This window comes from Wolbachia endosymbiont of Armadillidium arcangelii, assembly GCF_040207875.1.
Lineage (GTDB): Bacteria > Pseudomonadota > Alphaproteobacteria > Rickettsiales > Anaplasmataceae > Wolbachia.
In genome coordinates this window covers 108,707-128,794 of sequence record NZ_CP157942.1, presented here as the reverse complement: position 1 = coordinate 128,794, position 20,088 = coordinate 108,707, and the positions used below count along the sequence as shown (strand labels likewise).

Sequence of the window (20,088 nt, the reverse complement as noted above, 5' to 3'; positions counted from 1 at the left end):
AATTGCTGATACTGGCAAAACCTTTTCAGAGATTCAAGAAAATTCGTAGAAACAAGAGAGAGGAGAAAAAAAAGTGAAAATCACACAAACAGAATGGGCAAGAGAGATAGGAGTATCAAAGCAATATGTCTGTTATTTAGTAAAAAAAGGAATAGTTGAGTTGGAGGATGGTTTGATCAATAGAGAACAAGCAAATGAAGCGGTGGCAGCAATAAGAGATCCAAGTCAGCCACTTAGGAGGAAAAATCCAGAAAACGAAAATACAAATAACCTTTCTACAATGTTGCTAAAAACTAGAATAAAAAATGAAATGGAGCGAGGAAGGTTGCTAGAAGCAAAGGCAAAAGCTGAAATAGGAGAACTTGTAGCAGTAGAGGAAGTAAAAAGTGAGGCATTTAACGTAGCAAGAGTTGTACGTAATAATTTGCTTAATGTTCCAAATAGAGTTTCAGCACTGCTTGCATCACTGAGTGACACTGAAAAAATTCACGAGACGCTAACTGAAGAGATTACAAACTCATTACAAGAATTATCTAATACTAAATTTCAAATATAAAAAAGATTTTGAATACAAAATGGCTGATAACTTAAGTTTAGAGTTAATAAAGTGTTTAATCAATCAACCTGGATTAGATGTTAATGTCAGAGGGTTAAACGGAAAAACTCCACTGCATTGCGCTATAGAGTTTAAGCATGGTAAATTTGTTACTCACGAAGAAGAACATTAATCCTTTTGTGGAAGATAATGAAGGTTCTTGATTACGCCAAAGAAGGGAAAAAAGCAGAAATATTACAAGCACTAATTAATAACAAGTACGGGTCAGAACAAGATAGCTTACTTCATTTAGCTGCAATGATAGGTGAAATTAATGCAGTGAGATATTTGATCAGAAAAGGTATTGACGTTAATGTACGAAATGCTTTGCATCATACGCCATTACATCTAGCAGCAGGCATAGGACATGGAAATGTTGTCAAAATTTTAGTAAAAGAAGGAAACGCTGAAATTGATGTCTTTGATGCACGAACCAATGCACTATGCAGTTAATAATAAAAAGTTGGAGATAGTAAAGTTACTGCTGAAGCTTGGAGCAGATGTGAATAGTGCACGCATGGGACAAAACTCAATACCTGTTCATATAGCTGTAAGTAATACTAATTACGATGAAAGAGACTTATGTCTTGATATCCTCAAATGCTTAATAAAGGAGCCTAATGCTCAAGTCAATTTGCAAGACTATGAAAATAGAACACCACTACATTACGCTGAAAGACTTAAAACAATAGAGGTCTTACTAACGCGAGAAGATATAGATCCTCTGGTAAAAGACGATAGCGGCAAGACACCATTTGATTACGCTAAACCTGAGATAAAGAAGGCTTTAATGAGTAATAAATACGGTTCTAAAAAGAATAGTCTACTCCATTTAGCTGCACAAAAAGGAGTTGTAGATACAATTTTAAAAGAAGAAATCGATATTGATATTGTAAATAATAAAGGTCTATCACCGATTTACCTTGCTGCAGAAAAAGGACATTTACATGCAGTAAAATTACTACTGAAAAAAGGAGCAAATTATACACCTGTTTTGCACTTAGCAATCAAATCAAATAATTTGGAGTTACTTAAAGTTTTATTTACTGAAAAAAAATGGGTCATTGCTCTGCAGAGATACCGTTGTTAATTTTCCAACCATTCATAATAAATATATAGCACAGAGAGAAATAGCAGATAAAAGGATGAAAAAGCATAATAATATTATCTGCATCTATATTACAGTCAGCGCAATAGCAGTAGCAGTATATATAGGGTTAATAACAACAACAATAAGCAATGCGATCATTTTTGCAACAATAACAGGGGTATTTGCGCTTGTTATAGCAATAATCATAAGTGAGATGAGCAAAAGATATATAGAAAACGAATTTCAGAAAAAGATGTTTATGGAACTGGAGGAGTGTAGTTCTACTGTTAATGATTTTGAGATAGAACCAATTATGAGTAGATGCAGACAATGATATACGCAACATCTTTTTCTGAAGGTTTAAGACCAGATCCGCAACTTAAAGTATCAGAGTGGGCAAATGAATATCGAGTTTTAGCGCCAACTGCAGCATCAGAGCCAGGTAAATGGAGAACAGAGAGAACGCCATATCTTAAAGAAATCATGATCTCCATCCTCGCCAGCAGAAAAAGTAGTATTCATGAAAGGAGCGCAGATTGGAGGAACAGAAGCAGGAAATAATTGGATAGGCTATATCATAGATCAAACACCAGGTCCAATGTTAGTTGTGCAGCCAACAGTTGAAATGGGAAAACGTTGGTCAAAGGGAAGATTTGCACCACTGATTGAAAGTACACCATGTTTAAAAAGTAAAGTAAAAGACCCAAGGTCAAGAGACTCAGGCAATACTGTACAAAGTAAGGAATTTCCAGGTGGAATAGTAGTAATAACTGGAGCAAATAGCAGTGTGGGACTTCGCTCTATGCCAGTAAAGTATCTCTTTCTTGATGAGATAGATGCATATCCAGGAGATTCAGGAGGAGAAGGAGATCCAGTACTACTCAGTATTGCACGAACTAATACATTTGCACGGCGAAAGATTTTTTTAGTATCAACACCAACGATTCATGGAATAAGCAGAATTGAGAAAGAATTTGAAGCAACAGATAAGAGATATTTTTTTGTACCATGTCCGCATTGTAATTACTATCAAGTTCTAAAGTGGTCACAAATAAAATGGGAAGATAAAAATCCAAATACAGCACACTATATATGTATAGAATGTGGTAAAAAGATAGAAAATCATCAAAAAACAGAGATGCTTGAGCGTGGAGAATGGAGGCCTACTAATAGAGTAAAAGGTGAGAAAAAAGGATTTCATCTTTCAAGTCCAGTTGGCTGGTATAGTTGGACTCAAGCAGTAGAATGCATGCAAAAGAAAGTGAACAATTACTAAAAGTTTGGATAAATACCACACTTGGAGAAACCTGGGTAGATAAAGGAGAAGTACCAGACTGGAAGCAATTATTTAACAGGAGAGAATTTTTTCAGATTGGCACAGTACCAAAAGGCGAAGTAATCCTCACAGCAGGAGTAGGTGTCCAAAAAGATCGTCTAGAGGTGGAAGTTGTAGCATGGGGAAAAAGTCGTGAAAGTTGGTCAATAGACTACCGAGTATTTGAAGGAGATACAGGAGGTGGAGAAGTATGGGGAAAACTCTCTGAGCTCTTAAATCATCATTTTATCGGTAAAAATGGGCTTGAATACATGATAAGCATGATGGCAGTAGATGCAGGGTATGCAACACAGGAAGTTTACAATTGGGTAAGAGGTCATCAAGGCTCTGGAAGAGTAATGGCAGTGAAAGGTGTAAATAAAGCCCTAGTGCCACTTAGCAGCCCAAGTAGAGTAAGTTGGAGGGCAAAAGCTGAAAAGAGGAATAAAGCTCTGGCCAGTAGGAGTATCGATATTAAAGTCAGAGCTTTTTCAATTACTTAATGTTTTAAAAGAAGGTGAAGAAGCTCCAGCAGGATATTGTCACTTTCCGGAGTATGCACCTGAATATTTTAAACAGCTAACAGCAGAGCAATTAGTCAGCAAGGTAGTAAAAGGATACACTAAACAAGAGTGGCAAAAGGTAAGAGAAAGAAATGAAGTACTGGATTGCCGAATTTATGCGAGAGCAGCATCTATTGCACTTGGAATTGATCGTTGGCCAGAGAGTAAATGGAATAGTTTGAGTGGAAAAATGGAAAGCAAAAAGCCCAAAAAATTAAGACAGAGTAAATGGCTTGGTAATCAAAATGTACAGTGAAGAGTATTTAACTCAAGTTGAGAAAGCAATTCAAAAACTGCAAAGCGGAGAGCGAGTAGTATCAATTGCATATGGTGACCATGTGGTGAGATATGCTGAAGTTCAGATAAAGGATCTACTAAGCTTAAGACAACGAATTAAAGCTGAACTGAAAGTTGCAGGTGTGAGACCGAAGAGAAGAATTGTGATTGCGACAAGTAAGGGGATTGACAAAATTGTGTAAAAATGTTATAGTTTAAAATTGGTATTTTCTAGTTAAAATATGGATCAAAGTCAAGAAAGGCTTAATGTTAATGTAAATTTTGAGGGGGAATTTGCTCACTACCTTATAGAAATGGCAAAAGTTCAAAATAGAACTATAGAAGAAGTTGTAAAGGACCTAGTGGAAGAAGAAATTGAAGCAAGTAAATTATCTGAAGAAGATGATGAAATAGATGAAGTAGATATAAAGTTGGCTAAGCTTTCTCTTGAGCGTGATGCTAGAGGTGATGAAGAAATTAGAAGTGAGGATGTAGATTGGAATAGAATATTATCTGCAAAAACAGTCTAAAGGTGGAGATACAAGCTGGGATACGATATTATCTATTCAAAAAGAGTTCTTGAGGAGGACTTTCTTGCATTACCACCAACGATAAGATCTAGAGTGAGAAGAGCTGTAGATAGTCGTCTTGCAACCAACCCTAAAGCAATAGGTAAAGCATTATCGCATGAATTCAAAGGGTATTTTAGGATACGAGTAAGTGATTATCGTGTAATTTATAGGATAAACTACTCAAAACACACAGTAACTATTACTGCAATGGGACATCGGAAGGACATTTATGAACGCAGCCCAGAATAAGCGTTGGTATTTGTGCAAGAGCCTCATGCGTAATTTATAAAGTGTTAACAGCCAGACTCTCCAGCAGCTTGCTGTAATTTTTTAATGTCAAATTGCGCAACAAACTGCTGTATAATCAAAGAGGCAAAATGTTATTAAAATCGTTCAAACAACTATTTAGTAAGCCAAAAATCAAAAGTTCTGCTTGGGATGGAGCAGGCTCAGGAAGAAGATTTTTTCACTTTCAACCAGAGTTAGGAAGTATAAACAATTTGCTGTCTCAAAACCTTGAAACTTTACGTAGTCGATCACGTGACATGGTGAGAAAAAATCCATATGCAGCAAATATAATTGATACGATAGTAAGTAACTCTATTGGAACAGGAATAAAACCACAATCAAAAGCAAGAGATGGAGAATTTCGAAAGAAGGTGCAAGAATTATGGCTAAGATGGACAGATGAAGCAGATAGTAACGGAGTAAGTGATTTTTATGGATTACAAGCTCTGGTATGTAGGAGCATGATAGAAGGTGGGGAGTGTTTTGTACGCCTCCGACATCGTAAACTCGAAGATGGATTTTCTGTACCATTGCAACTTCAAGTATTGGAATCAGAGCATTTGGACAATAAGAGCAATCAAACACTAGCCAATGGTAATGTAATAAGAAACGGGATTGAGTTTAACAAACTTGGGCAAAGAAAGGCATATTACTTATTTAGAGAACATCCAGGCGAAGGCTCATTTGGAGAATCAGTGAGAGTACCAGCAAACGATGTTTTACATATCTATAAACCACTAAGACCTGGTCAGATTCGAGGAGAGCCATGGCTTTCGAGTATACTGCTAAAGCTCTATGAACTTGATCAATATGATGATGCAGAGCTGGTGAGAAAGAAAACTGCAGCAATGTTTGCAGGGTTTATTACAAGACTCGATCCTGAGGCAAATATTTTAGGAGAAGGTGAAAGTAATGAGCAAGGAGTAGCACTATCTGGTTTAGAGCCTGGAATAATGCAACTTTTAGACCCAGGAGAGGACATAAAATTTTCAGAGCCATCTGATGTTGGAGGAAGTTATATGAGACAGCAACTGAGGGCAATAGCAATAGGTAAAGGAATAACATATGAGCAACTAACAGGAGATTTAACCGGCGTTAATTATTCATCCATTCGAGCAGGGCTGATAGAGTTTCGCAGAAGGTGTGCAATGTTACAGCATAACGTGATAGTGTTCCAGTTTTGTAGACCTATTTGGAATAGATGGCTAGAGTTAGCAGTACTTTCTGGAGAACTCTGTATAGATGAAAAAGTAGTAAAAGCAGCGAAAGAAGAAGTAAAATGGATACCACAGGGATTTGATTGGGTGGATCCTTTAAAAGATCAACAAGCACAGCAAATGGCAGTAAGAAATGGCTTCAAGAGCCGCTCAGAAGTAGTATCAGAAATGGGTTACGATGTAGAAGAAATTGACCAAGAAATAGCAGAAGATCAAAAGCGTGCTAATTCTTTTGGACTTTGTTTCGATTGTGACGTTAATGTGCCATAAAATACAATAAGGGGAGGAAGGTGATGTGGATAAATAAACCAATAATGGTAGAGAGAAGAAGCTTTGAACTACTATCATTATATAACAGCAAACAACCTATCTTTAAGAATTTAAAGCATTTTCATATAAACCCAAAAGGAATAGCAATAATACGTATTTATGGAGTTTTGACAAAAAAACAGAAGCTTTTGATCATATTTTAGACATGACTTCGTATGAAAATATTCATGAAGAGATAGAGAGTGCTTTAGAAGATAAAAGCATAGAGACGATTCTACTTGACATAGACAGTCCAGGAGGGGAAGTAAACGGTGTCTTTGACCTAGCTGATTTTATTTATGAATCAAGAGCAAAAAAGAGAATTATTGCAATAGCAAATGATGATGCATATTCTGCTGCGTACGCTATAGCCTCTAGCGCTGAAAAGGTATTTGTGAGTAGAACTTCAGGAGTAGGAAGTATAGGAGTAATAGCAAGTCATATAGATCAAAGTGGGTTTGATGAAAAGCAAGGAATAAAATATACCACAGTATTTGCAGGAAGTAGAAAAAATGATTTAAATCCGCATGAGCCAATAACGTCTGAAAGTTTAGAAAACCTGAAAAGCGAAGTGAATCGTTTGTATGGAATGCTGGTTGAGCTAATAGCACGCAATCGAAACCTTTCTATAGAAGCAATCAAATCAACGGAAGCAGGGCTACATTTTGGCGAGAAAGCAGTAGAAATAGGTCTTGCAGATGGAGTTACAACATTTTTTGAATTTATCAACAATCATAAAAGTAGGAGTGTTAGTATGACAACTATTGAGGAGAACTGTCGTAGAGAAATTTTAGAGATAATAAGATTATGTAATGTATCAAAGATGCCAGAGAAAATAGGAGAATTTATAGAGCAAGGCGTAAGTATTGAGCAAGCCAGGGAAGTTTTAATGGAATTACTTGCAGAGAGAACGAAAAAGACAGAGATACTGAGTGCAATACCACAGAATTCAGGAGAAGATTTAATGATACAGGTAGCAAGAAGTCGTAGGAGTTAAAGTATTTTTATAACCGCCGTATATAGCATTGATAAAAGCGGCGGTAAGCAGTTAAGGAGAGAAATTTATGAGTTGTATAAGCGAACAAAATAATCTGGGTGACCTATTAAAGTATGAGGTGTCAAGTCTATATTCAAGAGATCAGATAACAGTAGCAAAGGGACAAAATCTTAAACTTGGTACAGTAGTGGCTCTCGATAAAGATAACATGATTAAGATAATAGATCCAACTTCAACAGATGGAGCAATAGGTGTAATAACAAGTGATGTAAATGCGACAGAAAATACCAAAGCAGTAATTATTACTCGTGGTGCAATACTAGCAGATCATGCGGTTGTGTGGCCAGCAAATATTAATGAAGAGCAGAAAAATGCAGCAGTAAAGCAACTTGAAGCACGAGGGATCATCATCCGCAAAGGAGTTTAACTAAAATTAATAAGAAAAAAAGGAGAGAAAGAAATGCAAAATCCATTTACAAACGCAGCATTTAGCATGACGGCACTAACAAATGCGATGAATATATTGCCGATAAATTATGGACGAGTTGAAAATTTAAATTTGTTTCCAAGTAAGATTTAGACATATTACCATAGAAGAACACAACGGAGTATTAAGTTTATTACCAACGCAAGTACCAGGGGCACCAGCAACAGTAGGAAAACGCGGCAAAAGAAAGGTAAGAACATTTACGATTCCGCACATTCCGCATGATGATGTAGTGCTGCCAGGGGAAGTACAAGGAATAAGGGCATTTGGATCAGAGAGTGAACTTAAAGCGCTGGCAGATGTAATAACTGATCATTTGCAGCTAATGAGAAACAAGCATGCAATAACATTAGAGCATTTGCGAATGGGAGCGCTGAAGGGAATAATTTTAGATGCTGATGGGTCAGAATTATTAAATCTGTACAACGAATTTGAAATTACACCAAAAGTAGTAAATTTTGCCCCTGGAACAGCAACAACAGATGTAAAGCGTAAGTGTATGGAGGTATTGCGACATATTGAAGACAACTTAAGTGGCGAATATATGACCGGAATTCATGCCTTGGTAAGCCCTGAGTTTTTTGATGCACTAACTTCTCATGCAAAAGTAAAAGAAGCATATGAAAGATGGCAAGAAGGAGCAGCACTTCGAAATGATATGAGGTCAGGGTTTACATTTTGTGGAATCACGTTTGAGGAATATAGAGGGCAAGCAACAGATCCTGAAGGAACCGTAAGAAGGTTTATAGAAAGAGATACAGGACACTGTTTTCCAGTAGGAACAGCGAGCACATTTACAACATATTTTGCACCAGCAGATTTTAATGAAACAGTAAATACACTAGGACAGCCACTATATGCAAAACAAGAGCCAAGAAGATTTGATAGAGGGACTGATTTGCATACGCAGTCAAACCCTCTGCCAATGTGCCACCGTCCAGCAATACTAGTCAAGATCGTTGCAACATAGGTAGAGCAAATATAAAGTGGTGTGAGGCAGAAGAATGCTTTACCTCTTCTTAGCATATAAATGTTAGTATATAGCGGAGAAACGTGCAAGAGAATATTAAGAGATTATTTAAAGATTGTTTTGCCCATTTAGGAGAAGTGGCTTTATATAAATCAAAGGATAAGTCATATATGGTACAGGTATTAAAGCAACAGCCAGATAAATTATACGAGATTGGTGAAGGACAATTTGTGGGAGAGATGCTTTTTCTTGAGGTAAGCATTTTTGATATACTGAGGCCAATTGTAGGAGATATTTTTGTTATAGGTGATTGCAAATACAAAATACACACACCACCACTTAGAGATAAATCTGGAATGGTCTGGCGAATCGAAGCGTATGGGGTGTAAAATGTCTGTGCATATAGAAGTTAATAGTATAGAAAGTGTAAACGCTAAAAGAAAAAAAATAGAATTAGCAATAGTGAGAGCGTTAAACAGAACAGCACTATGGCTAAAATCACAAGCAGCTAAGGAAATTAGTGAGGAAAAGAAAAGTTTGATAAGAAAGAGATTAAGAATTTTTAAAGCAAAAACAAGCAGATTAGAAGTGTTAATTAGAGCAAGTCTCTATGACATTAGAGCATCGGCAATTGGAAAAATACAAAAAACAAGAAGAGGATCGAAAGTAGGAAAGCATGAGTTTATAGGAGGATTTGCAGCAGTTATACCAAAAGGAAATAGCGGTATGTTTAAACGTGAAGGAAGGGCAGCATTGCCAATACAAGAAGTAAAGCTACCACTGGAACCTGAAGGCTCAAGAATAATAAAAGACCTTGTTAATTATGAGAGTGAGAGAGTGTTTGAGAAATACTTTAAGCATGAGCTAAACTATATTTTAAAGGTATGACAAAGTTCTGGACAGATTTACATCAAGCAATTTGTACTACACTGAAGAAAGAAATCCTAACTATACAAACATGCGAAGTATATCCGACGATAAGAAAAGAACCGTTAGCACCAGCGGTATTAGTAGAACTTAGTAGTCTTGAAAAAGGAAGTGATCCAGGAACAGGTGAACTAGCTCTGAGGGTAAGATTTGAAGCAAGAATAGTAGTTGATAGTACTATAGAAAATGCACCTATTATTGTCAGAACATTAGCAGCAGAAGTAGCAAGAGTAGTAAATAAAAATACTTGGAACGTGAAAAATGTTTCACCAGGAGAATTTATATCAGGAGGAGGAGATGATTTTAGGCCAGAATTAGATGCATATCTCGTGTGGATGGTTGAATGGGTGCATACAATACACGTAGGGCGATCTATTTTGAAAGAAGGAAAATTTATGCCACACAAAATAGAAATCGGTGAAATAAATGTTAGAAAATAATTTTGCAATTTCGGAACTACAGAGGAAAATGGCCAACATTGTTCGTATAGGAGTTGTAAAAGAAATAGATTATGAAAAAGCAAAAGTAAGAGTTAAAATAGGAGAATTTTTAACAGATTATTTACCATGGATAACGAGCAAAGCAGGAAAAGATAGAGATTGGTCTCCACCAGATATCGGTGAACAGGTTATGATATTTTCTCCTCTTGGCGAATTATCGTTAGGAGTGGCGTTAGGAGGGATATACCAGGAAAAATACCCTGCATCAGAGAATAAAAAAGAGGTGAGTAGCTTAACATTTCAAGATGGAACAAAGTTGTCATACGATAAAGATAAACATCATTTAGAGATTGAAGTAGTAGATAAAATAACACTGAAAGCTGGAGAATCGAGAATAGAAATGACAAAAAGTGGAATAAAACTGAAAGGAAGTAGAATAGATTTAAATTGACATGAGAAGAGCTATAGTTTGTACAGGTGATAATTGTACTGGAGTACCTATTCATGTTTGCGTAAGCGGGAGTAAAGATGTGCGTATTAATGGTAGATCTGTCTGTCGTAGAAGTGATACCTTAACTATGGGAGAGACACTAGCACAAGGATCAAACAGCGTATTTGTAAATGGTATTGGTGTAGCGAGAACAGGTGATGTGGCGTCCTGTAGTTTTCAAGTAGTAAGTAAAAATCAAAGTGTGTTTTCAAAATAAAAAAAAATTAAAGTAGTCGAAAAATGAGAGGAATGGACGCTAAAACAGGAAAAGAATTAGAAGGAATAGAACATCTAAAACAATCAATAATTGATATACTGACCACTCCTATTAACAGTAGAATAATGAGGAGAGATTATGGGTCAAGACTATTTGAATTAGTAGATAAGCCAATAAATAGAGATTTAACTTTGGAAATCTATGCAGCAACAGCAGAAGCACTGGAAAAATGGGAAAAGAGATTTAAGTTAGAAAAAGTAAAAGTTGAAGGAGTAAAAGAAGGGAGAGTAACATTGAATTTAGAAGGTGTCTATCTTTCAGAAGGTAAGTTCATAAATATTAATGGAGTAGTTGTTTAAAAATGCAGCAGCCTGAATCACTGAACTTTGAAGAGATTTTTGCTCGGATGAAGGAAGAGTTAGTGAAGCGTGATGCAAGCTTTACAGGATTGGTAGAAAGTGATCCAGCAATGAAGGTATTAGAAGTAGCAGCATGGCGAGAACTTTTGCTTAGAGAAAGAATAAATGAAGCAGTAAAGAGTAACTTACTTAAATTTGCGACAGGAGAAGATCTTGATAATTTGGCTGAGTTTTATGGAGTGGAAAGACAAAAAGAAGAAGAGGATGAAAGATTTAGAAAGAGGGTAAAAGCAAAAATAGCAGGTTGGTCAACAGGAGGAAGTAAGGAATATTATAAATATCATGCACTGTCAGCAGATAGTAGAGTAAAAGATGCACTAGTAGAATCACCTATACCAGGAAAAGTACAAATTTCAATCTTATCAACACAAACTGGCATAGCATTAGAAGAGCTACTGGAAATTGTAAAAAAGCAGGTTACTAGAGATGATATAAGGGTTTTAACAGATACAGTAACAATAATTGGCTGCAATATTATGGAAATAGATATCCACAGCAGAATGAGCATAAGTCCTGTAATATCAGAGGAAGAAATCAAGAAGCAGTTTATTAAGAAGTTTGAAGCAAATAGAAGGCTGGGATGGAATGTTACAAGATCATGGATAATAGCGAATCTATTTGTAGATGGTGTAGAAAACGTAGAATTAATCGAGCCAAAAGAGGACGTTGTAGTACTAGGAAATGAGTGCGCTGCATTAAGAAAGTTAAAGGTTGAGTAATGTTATTGCCACCAAATGCAACAAAGCAGGAAAGAGCGCTGGTAGATGTGATAGATTATAAAGTAGATCCAAACTGTATCAGAGGATTTAAGTTTAGTCTTAAAGAAGAAACATTGCCGTGGATAATAGAAGAATATGGTTTAGAAGAGATACTGCGTTGGGTAAAAGATAGAAGAAAAGCCGTAGTAGAAGGAGTAAAATTTCAAAGACTGCGAGGAACACCTAAATCACTTAAAATAGCACTCAAGTGGGCAAATATAGAAGACATTACAATCATCGAAGAACCACCCGGTAAACACTTTTTTGAGTTGCAAGTAGGGATAAAAGAGGTACCAAATGACTTCTTCGTAGATGCAGTAGTAGAGCTGGCAAAACTATCACTGCCTGTAAGATCCAGATTGATGAGGATTTTTAACGATTATTATAATGCGCAGAGATTTATATTGGATGAGAGTTTATTTGGAGATCTTCTTTCTGATTATTCAGGGGTAAAAATAGAAAAAGATGGACCAGTGTTATCATTTGGAAGAGTAAATTTTTTCAGGTCTAGTGGTCCAGTTATTAGGATTATAGAAAACTATCTACGCGATCATTATGAACGAGCTTTAAGCAATGATATATATCGCCTAGATGTAGCAATCCTTGGAGAAACCGAGCCTCACATAAAGGATTACAAAGGCATCTATGAAAGAGATCATTTGTGGTACAACTTAAAAGCACTATATCCATTACCACAGAGTTTATTACCAGCAATAAAGTTTGCGAAAGCGCAAGTTATATTATCGGACAGTTGGAACTTAGGAGAAACAAATGCGTGCTTTCCGGTTGGTAGCATAGAAGAAGAAGGAAATAAATTTGTATTGGGAAACGATAAACTTTCAGGGCAACATTGGAGTTTAAAACACAAGCCAATTTTAGAAAGGTTTAGCGTTACTCACAACTATAAAGTAGAAAATTATACAGATCAGAAGGTCAGAAAATATGTTTTAGCAGAACACAACGTTTACTATAAAAATGATTTAGAGCAAAAAGACTCAATACACGAATTAGAAAAGCACATTTTAGTATTTTACCCGGGAGTACTGAAGTGGCATGAACATCGACATTTGCACAGAAGTTGGAAAGATAGTCGAATAATATCTCTAATAAGTTAAGTACTTATATTTAGATACTCATATATTATATTAATAATAGGTAAAAGTGTATGAAATAAAAAGAAAAAGGCTTGCTTTTTCATGCTAAAAAGGACATGACTTGAATAGCAGCAGGTAAATATAAGAAATTTGTCTGGCGCTAGGTTTGTGAGGTATGAAATGAGTTTTAGCAAGAGTAAGTTTTTTAAAGAAGTATCAAGTAACGATATTAATAAAAGAAATGAAGAAGGAGAGACGATCTTGCATCAAGCAGTAGAAATCTCTGATTACAAAACAGTGAGATTATTAATAAAAAAAGGAGCAGAGGTTAATGCAAGAGACAAAAATGGTTATACACCTCTGCACTGTGCAGTATTCGCAAAAAGTTTAGAAAATGTAAAAGTGCTGCTAAGAGAAGGAGCAGAAGTAAACGCCACTCAATATGTCAGTGGATGTACGCCACTCCACTCTGCGTGCAAAATAGGAGGAGTTGAAATAATAAAAGAGCTAGTGAAGGCCGGAGCTGAAGTTAATCAACTGAATAAATATGGTGCAACACCAATGTATTACATCTGGGAAAGTGAAAAGTATCGTCTATGTGATAGCAAAGAAAGTGAAAAGGCAAGTAAATTTTTAAGAGAAAAAGGTGGAGTAACAAAAAGTAGAGAACTGACGTGCTATGGAATAGAGAGGCTAGTGGGAGAAATAGCAGACATGTTGAATGGGAGTTATTTACCAGAGTTAAAAATAATAGAGATAGAAGAAATAAGGAAGAGAGACAAATCGCTAATAAAGAAAGAATGTCAAAATTTAGCAAGCAAGATAATCAGCCAAGTGAATGAAATGATAGATGAGGTGGTGAGAAGGAAGGCTTAGGTTTAAAGAAAAGGTGAGGTAGATTATGAGTAAAAAAGAAAAAGAGGAGTCACTATTAGAGAACTCGTTTAAAAATATTTATGAAAGAGACAGAACAGCTCTGCATTATGCAGTAGACGCAAAAACAGTGAGGGTATTAGTTGAAAAAGGAGCGAATGTGAATGCAGCAGATGTAGAAGGACACACAGCACTGCACCTAGCGGTAACGGAGAAACGTCTAGAAATCGTGAGGGAATTGATAAAATCAGGAGGGAATGTAAATGCTGAGGAATATGGAAATAAATGCACACCGCTGCACCTTGCATGTATGGTAGGTGAAAAAGAAATAGTGGAGGAGCTAGTGAAAGCTGGAGGAGAAATAGAGCAAGCGGATAAATTTGGAATGACAGCGATGGATTATAGTAAAGAAGTAACCGAGGTATTAAAGAAAGAAACAGACAGAATTGAAAAGTTATTTATGAAGGGCTAAAAATATGGAGAAAGAAACAGAAAAGAAAGTAATGAATTTAGAGAGAAAACCTTTGGATGAACTGAGAAAAATATGGAAGAAGGTATTTGGGGAAGAAGCGCCTAGATACTCAAAGAAATATCTGATACCGAGATTAGCTTATAGAATGCAGGAAAAAGCGTATGGAGAAATGTCAAGAAAAGGAGCAAAAAGACTAGAGTATCTGGCAGATCGGCTAGAGAAGGGAAAAAGAATAAGTAGCGATAAATTACCAATAGAAGGGACAGAATTAATATTAGAGAGAGGTGAAGAGACGCATGCAGTAATGGTAACAGATAAGGGTTTAATCTATAAAGAAGAGTTTTATACGTCATTGTCAGCAGTAGCAGGGAGAATAATGGGAATGAGCTACAACGGACCTTTATTATTTGGGATGCGTGATAAAAGTGAAAATTGAAGAGAATAAAATGCTAAAAGAAGTAAGGTGTGCGATATATACGAGAAAATCAAATGAGGATGGGCTAGAACAAAAGTTTAACAGTCTTGATGCACAGCGAGTAGCATGTGAGAAATATATAAAGAGCAAAGAAGGCTGGGTGATATTGGCAAAAAGGCACGATGATGGAGGATATTCAGGAAAAAATTTAGAAAGACCAGCGATAAAGGAGTTGTTTGAAGATGTAAAAAAAGGAGAAGTAGATTGTGTAGTAGTATATACACTAGATAGGTTATCAAGAGAAACAAAAGACAGCATAGAAGTAACGTCATTTTTTAGAAGGCATAGAGTAAATTTTGTAGCAGTAACGCAGATATTTGACAATAATACGCCAATGGGAAAGTTCGTACAAACGGTATTATCAGGAGCAGCACAACTAGAAAGAGAGATGATAGTAGAGAGAGTAAAAAATAAAATAGCAACATCAAAAGAGCAAGGATTGTGGATGGGAGGAACTTTACCGCTGGGATATGATGTGAAAGATAAAGAGTTAATAATAAATGAAAAAGAAGCGAAAATAGTAGGGCACATATTTGAAAGATATGTGGAGCTAAAATCAATGGCAGAATTGGCAAGGGAGCTAAATAGTCAAGGTTACAGAACGAAAGCAGATATCTTTAAAAAAGCGACGGTGAGAAGAATAATAACAAATCCAATATATATGGGAAAAATCAGACATTATGAGAAGCAATATGAAGGGAAGCATGAGGCAATAATAGAACAAGAAAAATGGCAAAAAGCGCAAGAATTAATAAAGAATCAGCCATATAGAAAAGCAAAATATGAGGAAGCGCTACTAAAGGGGATAATAAAGTGCAAGAGCTGTGATGTAAATATGACGCTGACATACTCAAAAAAAGAGAATAAAAGGTACCGATATTATATATGTAATAACCATTTAAGAGGAAAAAATTGTGAATCAATAAATCGAACAATAGTAGCAGGAGAAGTAGAAAAAGAAGTAATGAAGAAAGCAGAGCAGCTATATGAAAAATGGGGAGAAAAAGCAGAAGAATGGAAAAATTTAAGTTTTGGAAAGCAAAAAGAAGTAGTGAAAAAGTTAATAAAGGGAGTAATGATAAGAGAAGATGGAATAGAAGTCAGTTCAGAGAATAAGGTGGAATTTATAGCAATAAAAAAGAAAGGAAACAAATGTGTAGTAATAGAACCAGAAGGCAAAACAAACAATGCGCTACTGAAAGCAGTGGTAAGAGCCCATCTGTGGAAACGGCAACTAGAAGAGGGAAAATATGGAAGTGTGAAGGAGCTGAGTGCCAAAATTAATATAGGTACAAGACGAATACAGCAAATTTTAAGGTTAAATTATTTAGCTCCGAAGATTAAAGAAGACATAGTGAGTGGAAAACAACCAAGAGGTTTGAAGTTAGTTGATTTGAGAGAAATACCGATGCTGTGGAGCGAGCAATTAGAGAAGTTTTACGGTTTTAATTTATAAAAGCAATAGGAGATCAAAAGAGTATGTGCCAGAAGGAGATGCTACAAAGGGCCATGCCAAAAGATGTTGAGATTGATGTAGAAGAGCAAATAAATGTTACAAAATCAATTATGCGAAAATATTAATATAAATAATTAAGATTTTAGTAGATTAGATTCAACAATGGTAGAAAATGATCCAATTTTAGCTGCATATTTTAATAGTAGACCTGGAGTGTAAAAGGCAGCTCAGCCAATTGTATGTTCCATATCTTCATTTTGTAGCCAGCTTAAAAACAATATAAAAGAGTGTTCTTAAAAGACATTGGTACGAACTTCTTAATCTATAAACTATAGCAGTTTATATTTAAATAATAATCTTTAACTTTTTTAATCTATCTAGAAACTTCTCTCCTAGGATCAGAAGTCCTTCTTAACTCTTCACGTTCTGTCCATTTGTTGTTAGACTCGCTTATGACTTCAGGATGCATTAATCCACCGGATCTAGCAAAAACACCTCGGTCTATAGCTTCAATAACCGATAAACCTCCCAATAAGCAATTTTGTCCTATCTTTTCATAATTTTCTATTCCTTCATTGCAATCTTCTATTGCTTCATTATAACTGTCTATTTTATCGAGTAGAAGTAGGCCTTCTTCACTCACCTCTACTTTTATCCAATTTTTATTTTCTTCATGAGGGCATAATCTAACTTCTAATTCTCCCAAACTAGTATAGAAAGTTAATACTATACTGCTGCCTTCTGTAAGATCTGTATAATTCCTTATGCCATTTTCAGTTTTAATTTCTACTTCACTTCTACCGATCTTTACTATATTTCTTCCACACTTTATCTCTCCATCGGTTAGACCTAAACCCCTTACCCCATCTGTTATCTTTATAATGTCTATTTTACTATCTTTAGAATATTCTAAGTAAAAAACGGAGTTGTCCACTCTTGCATCTTTTAGCTCGCTATTGGTTGCACTTTTTGCGATTTCAATAAACTTATGAGAATTGCTAACATAATCTCTATAAGCTTTTTTTAGGTTAGTTTTATGCTCTTTAAATTCTGATGTCAGTGTGTTAGCATCAACTGTATTACCAAACACTGCCCCTTTTGATACTAATTGACATATTATACTACTAGAAACTTTAGGATTTTTTTCCAACTCATCACTGATTTTTTTCATCACATAATCGGTAAAAGTGTACTCATTGCCTGAAAAGAAATCTTGTGAAAGAGAATAGTTTAATCGTACGCCAGACTTTATAGCATCATTTACAATCTCTTCAAGTTCAGCCATATTTTGAGCTCGCAATACCTTATCAGAAAACTTATTTAATTTCTCCTTTTGATTTGAAGTTAAATTAACGAGTAATTTACTGGCCTGTCCTTCCTTTTGCTGACGATAAATATTTATACCATAATCTAATGCTCCTGCTTCTAAAAATATCTTTCTTAACTCTTGAATAAGACCTTCATTGTCCCAAGAAAAACGATCAACATACGAAAACACTTTTGATTCACCCATTCCTTGCCGAATATTTAGCACCACTTTTAGGTCTGAATCTCTTTTATGCTTACTTAAAAACTCCTTTAAATTTTTAGTGCAGTCTGAATCGAGTACAAGTAAGTCATACAACTCCTTATTCATCTTTTTCTGTTTATCAGTTAAAAATAATTCTTCAATATCATAGCAGAGGTTATTAGTTGCTATTTGTTGTGGAGTTCTTCCCTTTCTACTTGTTATATTAGGGTTAGCTCCTTTCAAGAGAAGAGAGTTTGCATTATCGTGGTGACCTTTGGCAGCAGCAAGGTATAATGGTGTTTTTCCTTTATTATCTTGTATGTTAGGATCTGCGCCCGCTTCTAAGAGTAAATCTATAGCCTGATTTCCTGTGCGACGAAATCCACCAATATTTGCTCCTGCAATCGCATGCAATACTGTTGATTGAGATTCTCCTCTTTTGATGTTAAGAACTACTTTTAAATCTTTATTGTTTTTATTATCATATAAAAATTCTTCAAGGGGCTCAGTATTATCAAATGAACCACAGTTAGAAGCTAAACATTTTAGAGCACTAAGTAACTTTTTGTTTAAATTTTTTTGACTTGGCGTAAGATCGTGATCTAGAGCAAACCAAACACAAATCTGTTCACTTAATCCAAGTTTGCTATCTATCAAAGATGATGGTTCATTATGATTTCTAACTGATGGTAAATCTCCTGAGTACCACATATCATTCATCAGCTCATTTAATAAATGCTCTTTAGATGATAGATGTTCTATAATTGATTCATATTCAAAATCAGATGGTTCTGGTTTGGATTTTGGTTTTAGTAGATTGATGATAGATTTTACTATCCCAGTAGACTCACCCATACTTACCTCTCTAATGCTAAGATACATAATACATTATATGCAATATGTAACATTAAATCAATAACCATAATCTTTTTACTACTTATGTAGTTAAGCTTTTGTTAAGTTTTTATGGTGAGTAACAATGGAGTATATAGAGAGGTTAAAAGTTGCTTATGACTCCAAATTTGAGCTAATTTTACTATAAATCAACATGGTTAAGACCTATACTTGATATCACTACTATAAGAGCATGATGCTTTAAAGGAGTACGGAAACTGCTGAAGTTTTTACAGCAAACCTGCATGGAGCAACTTCAGCAGAATAAACAAACACATGCCAGTATTAGTAGAGAATTATTTACAAGTCAACTAACTTTTTCAAAAAATATTTTAGTGCAGATGCCATGCTAGCTAAAGTTCATATAGATAACATGATAGCATAACACATACTATTAATTCCATTACACTTCTAATAAATAACTACGCAACAAGGCTACCTTGAATTAAGCCCCCAATTGTGACTTAGTAAATACACTACATAGTACATTTTTAACAGCAGTCAACGTACTCGTATCAAGATCTTTTTGCTTCTCTTCACTAACCTTTTTATAAAACTTACCAATACTGTAACCTACTAATGTGCCAACTACTGCAGCTGCAAGAAACACTGAAATGGCAGTAGCAACAGGGGTTAAAGCAGCAGCTCCTGCAAAGTACGATATGCTTAAACTTAACAATAAGCCAGCAGAAGCGATTACAAAGGGTAACTTATTTCCCATCTGCACGGTTCCTTTTTGAGGTCTGTTTTTTATCACACAATCTAATCTTTCAATAAGTTCACAAGAGATGTGGTTACCGTTTATGTTACACTCCTTAAGCTTTGGAAATATACCACTATCTAATGCTTTAACTAAATCTTCTGCATCTTTATTGTCAATATTGTTATTATGCAAATCAAGATTAGTAAGCTTTGGAAATACTTTACTTGATGCCGTAATTAATGCCTGTACGCCTGTAGCGTCAATATTGTTATCATGCAAATTAAGATTAGTAAGCTTTGGAAAATTACCATTAATTAAAGCTTTCAGACCTTCAGAAGTAATATTGTTACCTTCCAAATGAAGTTCGGTCAAGTTTGGAAAATTACCCTTAGCTAAAGCTTCTGCACCTTTATCACCAATTTCGCAAGCTAGTATACTAAGTTTTGTAATGTGTGTGTGATCTCGTAAAAAGCGCACTAGTTCCTGTACATTTACTGAAGGATCTCGAATAATTAGAGAATGACCGTCAACATGTTTACTAAAATCCATTTTACTAAAATCCATTTTATTTCACCATATTAATTATATCAATATTATAGTATTGGATATTTTCAGCAACTTTCAAGTATATTAATAAGTTATTTAAAACTTGTGGAGAATGCTGGACTCTTCAGCGCAACA

General features: G+C 35.4%; 22 protein-coding genes and 4 pseudogenes. 24 read left to right on the top strand and 2 right to left on the bottom strand.

The window, feature by feature from the left end; genetic code table 11:
- The first annotated feature begins 73 nt into the window (after nt 1-73).
- The 24 genes and pseudogenes from ABLO99_RS00685 (at nt 74) to ABLO99_RS00570 (ending at nt 16,300) form a co-directional block, all read left to right on the top strand.
- Nucleotides 74-556: a hypothetical protein gene (locus tag ABLO99_RS00685; protein WP_349966917.1), complete on the top strand. Its 483-nt coding sequence runs from the start codon at nt 74-76 to the stop codon at nt 554-556.
- Nucleotides 557-575: 19 nt separating this feature from the next.
- Nucleotides 576-2,019: pseudogene (locus ABLO99_RS00680) on the top strand (ankyrin repeat domain-containing protein).
- Nucleotides 2,016-2,246, top strand: coding sequence for a hypothetical protein (locus ABLO99_RS00675; RefSeq protein WP_349966915.1), 231 nt, complete (start codon nt 2,016-2,018; stop codon nt 2,244-2,246). The pseudogene ABLO99_RS00680 and the gene ABLO99_RS00675 overlap by 4 nt, the downstream one beginning before the upstream one ends.
- A complete protein-coding gene (locus tag ABLO99_RS00670; RefSeq protein ID WP_349966913.1) occupies nt 2,206-2,961 on the top strand; it encodes a phage terminase large subunit family protein in 756 nt (251 codons plus the stop codon). Before ABLO99_RS00675 ends, ABLO99_RS00670 begins: the two co-directional genes overlap by 41 nt.
- Nucleotides 2,931-3,819, top strand: a pseudogene (locus tag ABLO99_RS00665) (terminase gpA endonuclease subunit). Before ABLO99_RS00670 ends, ABLO99_RS00665 begins: the two are co-directional and overlap by 31 nt.
- Complete coding sequence (locus tag ABLO99_RS00660) at nt 3,809-4,042, top strand: gpW family head-tail joining protein (RefSeq protein WP_349967781.1); 234 nt, start codon at nt 3,809-3,811, stop codon at nt 4,040-4,042. Before ABLO99_RS00665 ends, ABLO99_RS00660 begins: the two are co-directional and overlap by 11 nt.
- A 39-nt stretch (nt 4,043-4,081) precedes the next feature.
- Nucleotides 4,082-4,369, top strand: coding sequence for a hypothetical protein (locus ABLO99_RS00655; RefSeq protein ID WP_143688829.1), 288 nt, complete (start codon nt 4,082-4,084; stop codon nt 4,367-4,369).
- 93 nt (nt 4,370-4,462) lie between these two features.
- Nucleotides 4,463-4,660 (top strand): type II toxin-antitoxin system RelE family toxin, encoded by a 198-nt coding sequence (locus ABLO99_RS00650; protein ID WP_237350101.1) that lies wholly within the window; start codon nt 4,463-4,465, stop codon nt 4,658-4,660.
- A 128-nt stretch (nt 4,661-4,788) separates the two neighbouring features.
- Nucleotides 4,789-6,186, top strand: a complete 1,398-nt coding sequence (locus ABLO99_RS00645) for a phage portal protein (RefSeq protein WP_349967777.1) — start codon at nt 4,789-4,791, stop codon at nt 6,184-6,186.
- A gap of 23 nt (nt 6,187-6,209) precedes the next feature.
- Nucleotides 6,210-7,222: pseudogene (locus tag ABLO99_RS00640) on the top strand (S49 family peptidase).
- Between the two features lie 67 nt (nt 7,223-7,289).
- Complete coding sequence (locus tag ABLO99_RS00635; protein ID WP_349967030.1) at nt 7,290-7,649, top strand: head decoration protein; 360 nt, start codon at nt 7,290-7,292, stop codon at nt 7,647-7,649.
- A gap of 33 nt (nt 7,650-7,682) precedes the next feature.
- Nucleotides 7,683-8,679, top strand: a pseudogene (locus ABLO99_RS00630) (major capsid protein).
- A gap of 83 nt (nt 8,680-8,762) precedes the next feature.
- The gene (locus ABLO99_RS00625; protein WP_052265018.1) at nt 8,763-9,068 is read left to right on the top strand and encodes a hypothetical protein; all 306 of its coding nucleotides are present in this window, start codon (nt 8,763-8,765) and stop codon (nt 9,066-9,068) included.
- Nucleotide 9,069: 1 nt separating this feature from the next.
- Complete coding sequence (locus ABLO99_RS00620; protein WP_349967776.1) at nt 9,070-9,567, top strand: phage tail protein; 498 nt, start codon at nt 9,070-9,072, stop codon at nt 9,565-9,567.
- The gene (locus ABLO99_RS00615; RefSeq protein ID WP_349967775.1) at nt 9,564-10,046 is read left to right on the top strand and encodes a hypothetical protein; all 483 of its coding nucleotides are present in this window, start codon (nt 9,564-9,566) and stop codon (nt 10,044-10,046) included. Before ABLO99_RS00620 ends, ABLO99_RS00615 begins: the two co-directional genes overlap by 4 nt.
- A complete protein-coding gene (locus ABLO99_RS00610; RefSeq protein WP_349967773.1) occupies nt 10,033-10,497 on the top strand; it encodes a phage baseplate assembly protein V in 465 nt (154 codons plus the stop codon). Before ABLO99_RS00615 ends, ABLO99_RS00610 begins: the two co-directional genes overlap by 14 nt.
- A gap of 1 nt (nt 10,498) precedes the next feature.
- Nucleotides 10,499-10,753: a PAAR domain-containing protein gene (locus ABLO99_RS00605; protein WP_349966980.1), complete on the top strand. Its 255-nt coding sequence runs from the start codon at nt 10,499-10,501 to the stop codon at nt 10,751-10,753.
- Nucleotides 10,754-10,776: 23 nt separating this feature from the next.
- Complete coding sequence (locus ABLO99_RS00600; RefSeq protein ID WP_349966978.1) at nt 10,777-11,112, top strand: GPW/gp25 family protein; 336 nt, start codon at nt 10,777-10,779, stop codon at nt 11,110-11,112.
- 2 nt (nt 11,113-11,114) lie between these two features.
- On the top strand, nt 11,115-11,891 hold the full coding sequence (locus ABLO99_RS00595) for a baseplate J/gp47 family protein (protein WP_349966977.1): 777 nt from the start codon (nt 11,115-11,117) through the stop codon (nt 11,889-11,891).
- Complete coding sequence (locus ABLO99_RS00590) at nt 11,891-13,045, top strand: phage tail protein (RefSeq protein ID WP_349966975.1); 1,155 nt, start codon at nt 11,891-11,893, stop codon at nt 13,043-13,045. Before ABLO99_RS00595 ends, ABLO99_RS00590 begins: the two co-directional genes overlap by 1 nt.
- Before the next feature lie 159 nt (nt 13,046-13,204).
- Nucleotides 13,205-13,900, top strand: coding sequence for an ankyrin repeat domain-containing protein (locus ABLO99_RS00585; protein ID WP_349966974.1), 696 nt, complete (start codon nt 13,205-13,207; stop codon nt 13,898-13,900).
- A 25-nt stretch (nt 13,901-13,925) separates the two neighbouring features.
- Nucleotides 13,926-14,369, top strand: a complete 444-nt coding sequence (locus tag ABLO99_RS00580; protein ID WP_349966972.1) for an ankyrin repeat domain-containing protein — start codon at nt 13,926-13,928, stop codon at nt 14,367-14,369.
- A 4-nt stretch (nt 14,370-14,373) separates the two neighbouring features.
- On the top strand, nt 14,374-14,805 hold the full coding sequence (locus tag ABLO99_RS00575; protein WP_349966970.1) for a DUF2924 domain-containing protein: 432 nt from the start codon (nt 14,374-14,376) through the stop codon (nt 14,803-14,805).
- A 10-nt stretch (nt 14,806-14,815) separates the two neighbouring features.
- Nucleotides 14,816-16,300: a recombinase family protein gene (locus tag ABLO99_RS00570; RefSeq protein ID WP_349968540.1), complete on the top strand. Its 1,485-nt coding sequence runs from the start codon at nt 14,816-14,818 to the stop codon at nt 16,298-16,300.
- A gap of 373 nt (nt 16,301-16,673) precedes the next feature.
- Here ABLO99_RS00570 and ABLO99_RS00565 read toward each other — a convergent pair whose 3' ends face one another.
- Both ABLO99_RS00565 and ABLO99_RS00560 read right to left on the bottom strand, forming a co-directional pair.
- Nucleotides 16,674-18,665, bottom strand: coding sequence for an ankyrin repeat domain-containing protein (locus ABLO99_RS00565; RefSeq protein ID WP_349967771.1), 1,992 nt, complete (start codon nt 18,663-18,665; stop codon nt 16,674-16,676).
- A gap of 484 nt (nt 18,666-19,149) precedes the next feature.
- On the bottom strand, nt 19,150-19,971 hold the full coding sequence (locus ABLO99_RS00560; RefSeq protein ID WP_349967769.1) for a hypothetical protein: 822 nt from the start codon (nt 19,969-19,971) through the stop codon (nt 19,150-19,152).
- Nucleotides 19,972-20,088: the final 117 nt, after the last annotated feature.

Excerpts from the sequence above, each read along its gene's own strand:
- ABLO99_RS00675 (WP_349966915.1), top strand. The coding sequence starts at position 2,016 with ATGATATACGCAACATCTTTTTCTGAAGGTTTAAGACCAGATCCGCAA.
- ABLO99_RS00670 (WP_349966913.1), top strand. The coding sequence starts at position 2,206 with ATGAAAGGAGCGCAGATTGGAGGAACAGAAGCAGGAAATAATTGGATA.
- ABLO99_RS00660 (WP_349967781.1), top strand. The coding sequence starts at position 3,809 with ATGTACAGTGAAGAGTATTTAACTCAAGTTGAGAAAGCAATTCAAAAA.
- ABLO99_RS00655 (WP_143688829.1), top strand. The coding sequence starts at position 4,082 with ATGGATCAAAGTCAAGAAAGGCTTAATGTTAATGTAAATTTTGAGGGG.
- ABLO99_RS00645 (WP_349967777.1), top strand. The coding sequence starts at position 4,789 with ATGTTATTAAAATCGTTCAAACAACTATTTAGTAAGCCAAAAATCAAA.
- ABLO99_RS00635 (WP_349967030.1), top strand. The coding sequence starts at position 7,290 with ATGAGTTGTATAAGCGAACAAAATAATCTGGGTGACCTATTAAAGTAT.
- ABLO99_RS00620 (WP_349967776.1), top strand. The coding sequence starts at position 9,070 with ATGTCTGTGCATATAGAAGTTAATAGTATAGAAAGTGTAAACGCTAAA.
- ABLO99_RS00615 (WP_349967775.1), top strand. The coding sequence starts at position 9,564 with ATGACAAAGTTCTGGACAGATTTACATCAAGCAATTTGTACTACACTG.
- ABLO99_RS00610 (WP_349967773.1), top strand. The coding sequence starts at position 10,033 with ATGTTAGAAAATAATTTTGCAATTTCGGAACTACAGAGGAAAATGGCC.
- ABLO99_RS00605 (WP_349966980.1), top strand. The coding sequence starts at position 10,499 with ATGAGAAGAGCTATAGTTTGTACAGGTGATAATTGTACTGGAGTACCT.
- ABLO99_RS00600 (WP_349966978.1), top strand. The coding sequence starts at position 10,777 with ATGAGAGGAATGGACGCTAAAACAGGAAAAGAATTAGAAGGAATAGAA.
- ABLO99_RS00595 (WP_349966977.1), top strand. The coding sequence starts at position 11,115 with ATGCAGCAGCCTGAATCACTGAACTTTGAAGAGATTTTTGCTCGGATG.
- ABLO99_RS00590 (WP_349966975.1), top strand. The coding sequence starts at position 11,891 with ATGTTATTGCCACCAAATGCAACAAAGCAGGAAAGAGCGCTGGTAGAT.
- ABLO99_RS00585 (WP_349966974.1), top strand. The coding sequence starts at position 13,205 with ATGAGTTTTAGCAAGAGTAAGTTTTTTAAAGAAGTATCAAGTAACGAT.
- ABLO99_RS00580 (WP_349966972.1), top strand. The coding sequence starts at position 13,926 with ATGAGTAAAAAAGAAAAAGAGGAGTCACTATTAGAGAACTCGTTTAAA.
- ABLO99_RS00575 (WP_349966970.1), top strand. The coding sequence starts at position 14,374 with ATGGAGAAAGAAACAGAAAAGAAAGTAATGAATTTAGAGAGAAAACCT.
- ABLO99_RS00570 (WP_349968540.1), top strand. The coding sequence starts at position 14,816 with ATGCTAAAAGAAGTAAGGTGTGCGATATATACGAGAAAATCAAATGAG.
- ABLO99_RS00565 (WP_349967771.1), bottom strand. The coding sequence starts at position 18,665 with ATGGGTGAGTCTACTGGGATAGTAAAATCTATCATCAATCTACTAAAA.
- ABLO99_RS00560 (WP_349967769.1), bottom strand. The coding sequence starts at position 19,971 with ATGGATTTTAGTAAAATGGATTTTAGTAAACATGTTGACGGTCATTCT.